The sequence below is a fragment of the Zooshikella harenae genome (assembly GCF_018837975.1).
In the GTDB taxonomy this organism is placed as follows: Bacteria; Pseudomonadota; Gammaproteobacteria; order Pseudomonadales; family Zooshikellaceae; genus Zooshikella; species Zooshikella harenae.
In genome coordinates, this window is the sequence record NZ_JAGSOY010000116.1 from 1 (window position 1) to 7721 (window position 7721).

General features: G+C 41.8%; 10 protein-coding genes. 8 read left to right on the plus strand and 2 right to left on the minus strand.

What is annotated here, in order from left to right; genetic code table 11:
* Window positions 1-242: 242 nt before the first annotated feature.
* The 7 genes from KCG35_RS22800 (at window position 243) to KCG35_RS22830 (ending at window position 4154) form a co-directional block, all read left to right on the plus strand.
* Window positions 243-566: a hypothetical protein gene (locus KCG35_RS22800; RefSeq protein WP_215822165.1), complete on the plus strand. Its 324-nt coding sequence runs from the start codon at window positions 243-245 to the stop codon at window positions 564-566.
* Between the two features lie 317 nt (window positions 567-883).
* Window positions 884-1120, plus strand: coding sequence for a type II toxin-antitoxin system Phd/YefM family antitoxin (locus tag KCG35_RS22805; protein WP_027710417.1), 237 nt, complete (start codon window positions 884-886; stop codon window positions 1118-1120).
* A complete protein-coding gene (locus KCG35_RS22810) occupies window positions 1120-1548 on the plus strand; it encodes a type II toxin-antitoxin system VapC family toxin (protein ID WP_212722746.1) in 429 nt (142 codons plus the stop codon). The genes KCG35_RS22805 and KCG35_RS22810 overlap by 1 nt, the downstream gene beginning before the upstream one ends.
* Before the next feature lie 114 nt (window positions 1549-1662).
* Complete coding sequence (locus tag KCG35_RS22815) at window positions 1663-1923, plus strand: hypothetical protein (protein WP_215822166.1); 261 nt, start codon at window positions 1663-1665, stop codon at window positions 1921-1923.
* A 10-nt stretch (window positions 1924-1933) separates the two neighbouring features.
* Entirely contained in the window at window positions 1934-2842 is a 909-nt protein-coding gene (locus tag KCG35_RS22820) for a zeta toxin family protein (protein WP_215822167.1), read from the plus strand.
* Window positions 2843-2928: 86 nt separating this feature from the next.
* A complete protein-coding gene (locus KCG35_RS22825) occupies window positions 2929-3636 on the plus strand; it encodes a Fic family protein (protein WP_215822168.1) in 708 nt (235 codons plus the stop codon).
* Complete coding sequence (locus KCG35_RS22830) at window positions 3621-4154, plus strand: hypothetical protein (protein WP_215822169.1); 534 nt, start codon at window positions 3621-3623, stop codon at window positions 4152-4154. The genes KCG35_RS22825 and KCG35_RS22830 overlap by 16 nt, the downstream gene beginning before the upstream one ends.
* Before the next feature lie 227 nt (window positions 4155-4381).
* Here KCG35_RS22830 and KCG35_RS22835 read toward each other — a convergent pair whose 3' ends face one another.
* Window positions 4382-4555 carry a hypothetical protein gene (locus KCG35_RS22835; RefSeq protein ID WP_215822170.1) on the minus strand — a complete coding sequence of 58 codons (174 nt, stop codon included), beginning with the start codon at window positions 4553-4555 and terminating at the stop codon, window positions 4382-4384.
* Between the two features lie 803 nt (window positions 4556-5358).
* Window positions 5359-6231, minus strand: a complete 873-nt coding sequence (locus KCG35_RS22840) for a phage integrase N-terminal domain-containing protein (RefSeq protein ID WP_215822171.1) — start codon at window positions 6229-6231, stop codon at window positions 5359-5361.
* A gap of 156 nt (window positions 6232-6387) precedes the next feature.
* Between KCG35_RS22840 and KCG35_RS22845 the strand changes: the two genes are divergently transcribed.
* Entirely contained in the window at window positions 6388-6654 is a 267-nt protein-coding gene (locus KCG35_RS22845) for a hypothetical protein (protein WP_215822172.1), read from the plus strand.
* The last annotated feature ends 1067 nt before the right edge of the window (window positions 6655-7721 follow it).

Consider the following 7721-nt stretch of genomic DNA (forward strand, 5'->3'; position numbering starts at 1 on the left):
GGTCCGTTTTACATTGGTACTCTAAAAAAGTCCATTATACATAGGGGGGTCAATAATTAATGGACTACCCTGCAAACAGTACACTATAGGTATACCCTAAATGCACTGCATGGATATTAGTAAATACTCAACTAATCTTGTGATGTTAAACTGACAAGAATATTGAAAAATACCAAAACCTAAGCCACCGATGAGCTGCTGGTTAGCTTAGAATCAAGATATTTGTAACGGTTTTATAAAAAATGAAGAGAAAAGAATTAGAAGAACTAACACTTTATTTATATAATGACCTTTCAAAAAACATTGAAAATGGGCTAAATAATAGCAAATTAAATATTGATATATTTACTGATCCTAGAGGTGGTTTTATAGCCCGTTTAATATGGTCAGAGTATTATATAAAAAATCATCTAACTGGTAAAAATCACGAAACTGCTTATAAGCTATTAACTGATTGTTATGCTTTGCTAAAAGAAGTTAAAAATAAAGGCTGGACAACTGATACCAAGTCACAAGCAAAGACGCTAGTTGCAAAATTGAAAAATCAAAAATGGCACTATGAATAGAAGATTATAGTCTGTAAAAGCTTGCATCTAAAGTACTTCACAACCCTACTTTATCTGGTGCACTATAGGTGTACCCTAAATGCACCGCTAATCCCTCCTGTATCACGTTAGTTACCGAGCTTGGTTTCTTGGGCTGCAATCTCTAGCGCTTGAGTTGATGAAAATAGGCCATAACCTCTCATTTTTTGCTACTCCTCATTTTCAAACCGTTCTAGCAGATGCAAGGCGCTGTCAAGCTTCTAGCTTGCATAATGGCTTAACTTGACACATATAGACCAGTTTAATAGACTGGTTTATATATTAAGGAGAATAATAGTATGCATAACGAAATTGGTTCGTATGAAGCAAAATCAAAGCTCCCAGAGTTATTGCGCCGGGTAGAGTCTGGTGAATCCTTCACTATAACCAATCGGGGTAAAGTCATTGCCGATTTGGTGCCCGCTGATCATCAGAAACAAAAGGTGAAAAACGCCATCGCCAATATCAAGAAAATGAAACAGCATGTGATGTCGGATGAGGTCTTAGATGAACTGAAAATGGATGGTCGTAAGTAGTGAGTGATTTTGTCTTAGATAACTCAGTCGCCATGCGCTGGCTTCTACAAACAGCCAAAGTCACTGACCAAGAGTACGCAATCAGTGTGCTTGAGACGATGGTGGAAAAGGCTGCCGTGGTTCCAAACCTGTGGCATCTGGAAGCGGTTAGTGTGTTACTTGGTGCGGAAAAACGGGAAGAAATCAGTCTTGCGGAAGTAGAGTCGTTTTTGGCACAACTGGAAAGCTTACCGATACATGTTGATCTTGCCACCGCCAGCCATGCCTTTGGGCGTATCATGCGTTTAGCGAAAACCTATAACCTCAGTAGTTATGATGCAGCCTATTTGGAACTCGCTGTGCGTGAAGGTTTACCCATTGCAACGTTGGATAAAAACTTAACAAAAGCAGCCAAAAAAGCTGAAGTCGCACTTTACTTGCTTGATTGATCTATGTGTTACAGAAGGCACACATCAACTGTGTTATGTTCCGCGAGGAACATTTTGTGGAACAAACACTCTCTACAATTAACCCAATTCTGACCACTGACGTGAGCGTTATCAATGAATTTAAGTACTACAGAGAAGCTAGCGCGTTACGAAACCGCGCAAGAAACCATCGGTGTATTAATTGCTATGCGCTCAAAGTGGATCTATGAAGAAGAGCAAAAGACTGAACTAAACCAGGATCTCATACTACAGTGGGAAAACGAACAAGATACGTTTCACGATGAGTTACATGATCTATTGATTGATGAGTATGACAAGATAGAGCGTATCTTGAGTGAATATGCGCCTATTGTAAAAGCACATATGACCAGTTAAGGGGAAAAGCATGTTAACTAAGCAGTACGTGCTTCCTAAAGAGTTACACGACAGTATCTTTAAACGCCGAATTGAAAAAAAATACCTAATCAACAGTAAAGAGCAAGAGAAACCGCTGGCCATTATCACGGGTGGTCAACCAGGCTCTGGAAAGTCTGGTATTACCTCAAAGGCAAAAGAGGCACTGAAAACCCGAGGCGGTCATATCCTTGTTGATGCTGATATTCTCAGGAAACAACACCCTAGCTACTATGACTTGCTAAAAAAAGATGATATTCAAGCAGCGAACTTAACACACCAAGATGCTAGCCAATGGGCAGTAAAGCTCATTATGTCAGCGGTAGAAAACCGCAGAAACCTGATCATTGATCAGACATCAAAGGATCTAGAAGCCTTTAAACAGCTTGCGACTGGGCTAAAACAAGCGGGGTATACCGTTGAATTTCGAGCCATGGCCGTTAATAAGCAGGTGAGTGAGCAGCGTATTTATACCCGTTATGAAGAACAGAAAAAACGAAATGGTTTTGGTCGGTTTTCAACGAAAGATAAGCATAATCAAGCCTATAAAGGCTTAGCTAACGTAGTTGAACACGCTGAAGCACTCAAACTGGTAGATAAGAGCACCTTGTATAACAAGGACCATAAAGCCGTTTACACGAATCAGCTAGAAAATGACCAATGGAGAATTGGGCCTCAAGCATCACAGCTACTGAAGTATGAACGTGATCACCAAATGACGCTTAAGGAACTGTCAGAACTTCAAAATATTTACACCAAATTAAAGTCGCTTATTGAAACACCTGAGCGCCATGCAACACCTGCAGAAGTCAGCAATATTAATAAGCGACTTGAGAAAGCTACACAAAAAATAAATGAAAAAGTTTCCAGTCAGTCCAAGTCAAAAACGCATAAAATATAAGTATTTTCGAGATAGCCTGGAAGCACTATCAACTATCACCGCTTTTACTCACATTTTGTTGGTTTTGAATAAAAGAAAATAATCGTATGGCAACAGATAAACACTGGCATATTACGCCCAATAAAAATAAAGCTTTAATGCTGGCAAAACGTGAAATTGCAGTGTTTGTACATGATGCTGTAGAACTGGAAGGTGTTCACTTCACGTTGCCAGAGGTCCAAACACTGTTAGAGGGTATTACCGTTGGTGGTTATAAACTCAGTGATCAGCAAATTGCTGTAAACCAAGGTAATGCGTGGCGGCACTTGTTTGACTCTATACAGCAAGGGACGTTTAAATTGAATGCTGACTATGCTTGCCAGTTGCATGGCATTGCAGGAAAAGAAGAGGCCATAGAGTGGAGGCAGTTCCGTTCTGGAGGAGTCACCATTGTGGGTACTGATTACATACCTCCCCAAGCAAGTGAACTACCTTGCCTGTTTGATAAAATGGTAGCGGGTGCCAAAGGGATAGACGACATCTATGACCAAGCAATTTTTGTATTCCTAACCATGGCGCGTCATCGGTTTTTCTATGGTGTGAATAAACGGATGGGACGGCTCATGATGAACGGTATATTACTCAATGCTGGTTACCCCGCAATTAACCTTCCAGTTAAACGAAAGCTGGAGTTTAACCAGTTAATGTTGGACTTTTATCAGTCTGGTGATCAAGGTCCTATGAATCAGTTTATGCGTTCTTGCCTGGATGATCGTTTGATTACTATTATGTGCGAGCAATGCATACCGAATTAGCTCTTTTTCAGGGGAAAAACGCACGAATGCCAATCCACTACAAAATAGTATCAGTAAAGGAGCCAGATAAGTTCACCTGTGACAAATGCCATAAAATATATGAAATGCATACTTGTGTTCGCATTAAACATACCTTTGGCTATGATTCTCCACCAGGATGGGATATGACATCTGTCGATATTTCACTGTGCGAAGCGTGTCTTATTAACATAAGCACTTCTATGAAGATTATTCGTTGTCAAAGTGACGACCATACTGAACATAAAAGCACGGATAGATTATCTCATGTCCTTGAGTGCCCAGGACTATTTTCAAATGAGTTACCTGACTTTGATCTCCACCCTGACAATGGAAAAAATGGCTACTGGAAGGTTATCGGGATACGTCATCAAGCGCTTGTCCAAACAGACAGCGCCAAAAAAGCACGAGAACTAGCAGTAAATATTGTTGGAGACTGGGAGCTTGAATCTATAGAGTACCTTGGCCCCCACCTTCCGAAGGTGATGAACTTTATTTAACGCATCAACAACACTGGTCGGTAACTGATGGATTTTTAAGGCTGTGCCATCAGGGCGAGTTAGCTCAATCCCAAACACCATAGATGATGCTGACTGCTCCTTATCCTGATGATTGACCACATCTGTCACAGCAAGATCCACGCAAATAAAATGTGTCCATGTGGAGAGGGTGCATAAAATAACAATACTTCGAATTACACACGCTCACTGAAGGAAACAAAAAATGTCTACAGATCATCTATATCTACAGGTATTGATGGCTGGTTTTCTCTTGCTTTAATAATTTCGATTAGTTCTGCATCCTCTAGTTTATCTTCTTCTTTTTGAAAAAAATAAAATACCTGAGAAACGAGTTTTTTCGCTTTTTGACTTGGTTTAAGGGCAAAGCGGTATTTATACATATTTTAGTCTTCTCCTGACTCGCTCCTGCCACAGACGCTGTAGACTCATCAACGCTGAGAACGGAACCTTACAGCTGTTGTTACGGGTCAGAAGCCGATTTAAATGGATTCAAGCCCTAGTCAAAATATCACAGCTTTGTTTCTTTGTGCGAACATTCAACCGACGTTAGCCTAGCCAACCCTCATATCTACGTACTCTATTTCTTTGTCATGACAAAGAAAATGAACAGCAACTCAGTATCCCCTCGGTCATTATCCGATGGCAATCGGCTAGCCTCGCAGAACAGGATAACCGTTGAGCATGCAATGCGAATAAGGTTAAGTGAAGTAGGAGCATCACGTTTACGTGTGGGCCTACTTCACCCATCCTGCCCGCCTAACGGCGTTCATTACCCCACAATAAGTGTGCAACAACCATTTCGAATAAGCTGCCATTTCTGCGCAATTTCACCACTATTTTACTTTTGATATCCTGAAATACTATAGAACAGGCATGTAATGGCTACTAATAGCGCACTAATAGTGGACTAATAGCGCATCAGTAGTGCACTTGTAGTGCCAAAATAGCGATTTTCTAATAGCAGTAAAATAGCGAAGATCTATACCGACAAACGCTTATAAAATTCAAAATACCGTGAGTTTTCAATGAGAAATATTGTGGCTATCAATGCTGTCATCCTGAGCTAGGCCACACTCTCTTTTTATTCAGTCCTTTTTATTTCACTATTCTGCAGCATAAGTAGCATGCTCAACGGTGGCAATGGTTTAATTTATTTTCTAAATAAATTAAAAAACTCGTGATGTTAACGCCCCAAATACACTGCCGTGACTTCTTCCCGTTCATGACCTAATTCATGAGAAATCTTGAGTCGTGCTGCTTTATCCTGTGCTTTCTGCTCTGGGGTGAGTTGCTTTGCTAAGGGACCGCCTTGTTTTGGGCAAGGCCAACCGGTTAATGCCTGGTAACGGTCTTGTGCATAGCGATGGCGTAAGCCGTGATTTTTATCGAGCGTGGCTTGCATGGTCCAATAGGTATAGGCCCGCAGTTGTTGTACATAGGTTTTATGGGCAGGAATCATGGAGCCCTTACCGGCTAAGTCATGACATTGCTTGAGGAGTGTGCGCTGAGCTTCTGTCCTGATTGGGATTATTCTTTCCCTACCGCCCTTACACCAAGAGGCTTTAAGTTGGAGGTGGTCGCCTTGATCCGCATAGCTGGGCTGAAATTTTAAGCATTCTTCACGGCGCAAGCCAAAAGCGGCCTGTAGTTGCAAGCTTAATTGAATATGTGGGTCACGAATACGTTGCAGTTTTTCCTGGCAGAGTGTTCGGCTGTGATCGGTATTGGTGACATACTGACGTCGTTCAATACCATAAAAGTCATTGTCTTTGGCAATAACCTGCGGTTTATTGATTTTTTCAGCCCACCAACGTAAAGCTGCCATTCTATTTTTAATGGTTGCTGGACGTTTATCCTCTGTTTGCCACTGTTTTACCAAGGCCTGAACATGCTTACCTTTGAGGCTATGCAGGTTCAAATGTAAATAACCCAAGCTTTTAAGCTCATCCGCACAGCGCGTTAATATTCGCTGTCGATTGGCTTGGGTGGCAAAGGAACCATCCCGATTACGGGCACACAGCTGCTTTAGCTGGTATTTCAGCGTGGATTGACTCATGGTTTAAACAGGCTCGGTTGATCTTAACAACAATAAAAACGGTAAGTGTTAAAGCCACTTGCCTACGTCATTGCGTAGAAAAGTCCTGTGATCACAGGTTAAGGCCATAGATGTTAAGTTGGGTAAAAAACCCTCTGCATTGGTCAGCGGTGGCTGATGGCAAAGCAGATTGAAGGGTCAACACGAGGTGTTTACATCGGTTCAACGCTTCATTCTCGTACTAGGACTTCGCAGTCTGTATCTAGTGAACGACAACTATCGCTTGTTGCTTGCTTCTTATTAACCCACCTTGTTATCACAGTTGGGCACTGCGGGCTTCACTGGGAAGGCCAATGGTTTGGGACCTTGCTATCACCTGCAAGGGAGGTTTTACGGCACTATTGGCTGGTTGGCTCCAGGTCTTGCGACAGTTACTCCGTTTAAGGTCTGGAGTAGGACCTGACGATCTATCGTAGTATGGGAACCTTTTTTTGCGTCTTTGGTTTGACGTAATCTCTGGCAAAGCCAGTATGGTCGCCTGGTTTTCGTCCTGGGCTTGACGTACTACGATGATCAACCTCAGTTGACTGTCTGAGGTGCACAGCATGAGCCTGAAATAGTATACGTCACGTGCTGATAACGCAATACAATCGTCGTATAGCCCAATGAGTGTGCGTGTCCGCTATTCTGTCCCTAGTGCCTAGGGACAGAATGGCAACCGTGTCATTTTCATTAAAAATGTTGATAAATATATATTTAACTTGTCGTTTTGCACCAAGTTATATACACAAATATATAAAAATATACATTAATCTATTTAAATCAATTTATAACAATAAAAAGCCCCATAAATTGATATGTATATACTTAAAGCACAAAATAGCGCATGAATATCTATTATTATCAACTTTACACAATGTATAAAAGTGGGACATGGTTCACGCGAAAAAACGTGTTGGAGAGTCAGTGAGTTAAAAAATAAATTCCCTACCCTACGGTTAAAATGTGAGGGCAGCATTTGAAGTATGTCTGATCAGTGGACGACGCTTCGAGGCGCGGAAAAAGCCCTGCATAAGCGGTGTTCCGCCTTGCTTCACACCCCTTCTACACCGCTATTACCGCTTCGTCCACAAACTCCCCTGCGGATCATTTTTAACAATCACAAGCCCACCTCTTATCCCCCTCAGGGGGAAGTACAGTAGTGAAAAACTACTCCTGCCCACCTTATTCAACTTACCTATAAAAGAATGCTGGCCGAAAAAGCACTCCTCCTCGCCTCCCTGCGCTTTGCGCGTCCTGAAGATTTTGTGAAATCCCAATGTGAACGCAATCACCGCCCTACCCTTTGCAATTACTGGGCTTTAGGTAAAAACAGGTGGTTGCACAGCGTGAAAAAAAACGCAAGAAAATGAAAAAAAGTGCCATTTTTTGAAAAACACGGCAACTGACCTTTGATCATTTTGGGGGATATTGGCGTATATTTTGGCCCTCTCGTCTCATTTTGAGCACCA

Excerpts from the sequence above, each read along its gene's own strand:
- KCG35_RS22830 (WP_215822169.1), top strand. The coding sequence starts at position 3,621 with ATGCATACCGAATTAGCTCTTTTTCAGGGGAAAAACGCACGAATGCCA.
- KCG35_RS22800 (WP_215822165.1), top strand. The coding sequence starts at position 243 with ATGAAGAGAAAAGAATTAGAAGAACTAACACTTTATTTATATAATGAC.
- KCG35_RS22845 (WP_215822172.1), top strand. The coding sequence starts at position 6,388 with ATGGCAAAGCAGATTGAAGGGTCAACACGAGGTGTTTACATCGGTTCA.
- KCG35_RS22835 (WP_215822170.1), bottom strand. The coding sequence starts at position 4,555 with ATGTATAAATACCGCTTTGCCCTTAAACCAAGTCAAAAAGCGAAAAAA.
- KCG35_RS22805 (WP_027710417.1), top strand. The coding sequence starts at position 884 with ATGCATAACGAAATTGGTTCGTATGAAGCAAAATCAAAGCTCCCAGAG.
- KCG35_RS22815 (WP_215822166.1), top strand. The coding sequence starts at position 1,663 with ATGAATTTAAGTACTACAGAGAAGCTAGCGCGTTACGAAACCGCGCAA.
- KCG35_RS22820 (WP_215822167.1), top strand. The coding sequence starts at position 1,934 with ATGTTAACTAAGCAGTACGTGCTTCCTAAAGAGTTACACGACAGTATC.
- KCG35_RS22840 (WP_215822171.1), bottom strand. The coding sequence starts at position 6,231 with ATGAGTCAATCCACGCTGAAATACCAGCTAAAGCAGCTGTGTGCCCGT.
- KCG35_RS22825 (WP_215822168.1), top strand. The coding sequence starts at position 2,929 with ATGGCAACAGATAAACACTGGCATATTACGCCCAATAAAAATAAAGCT.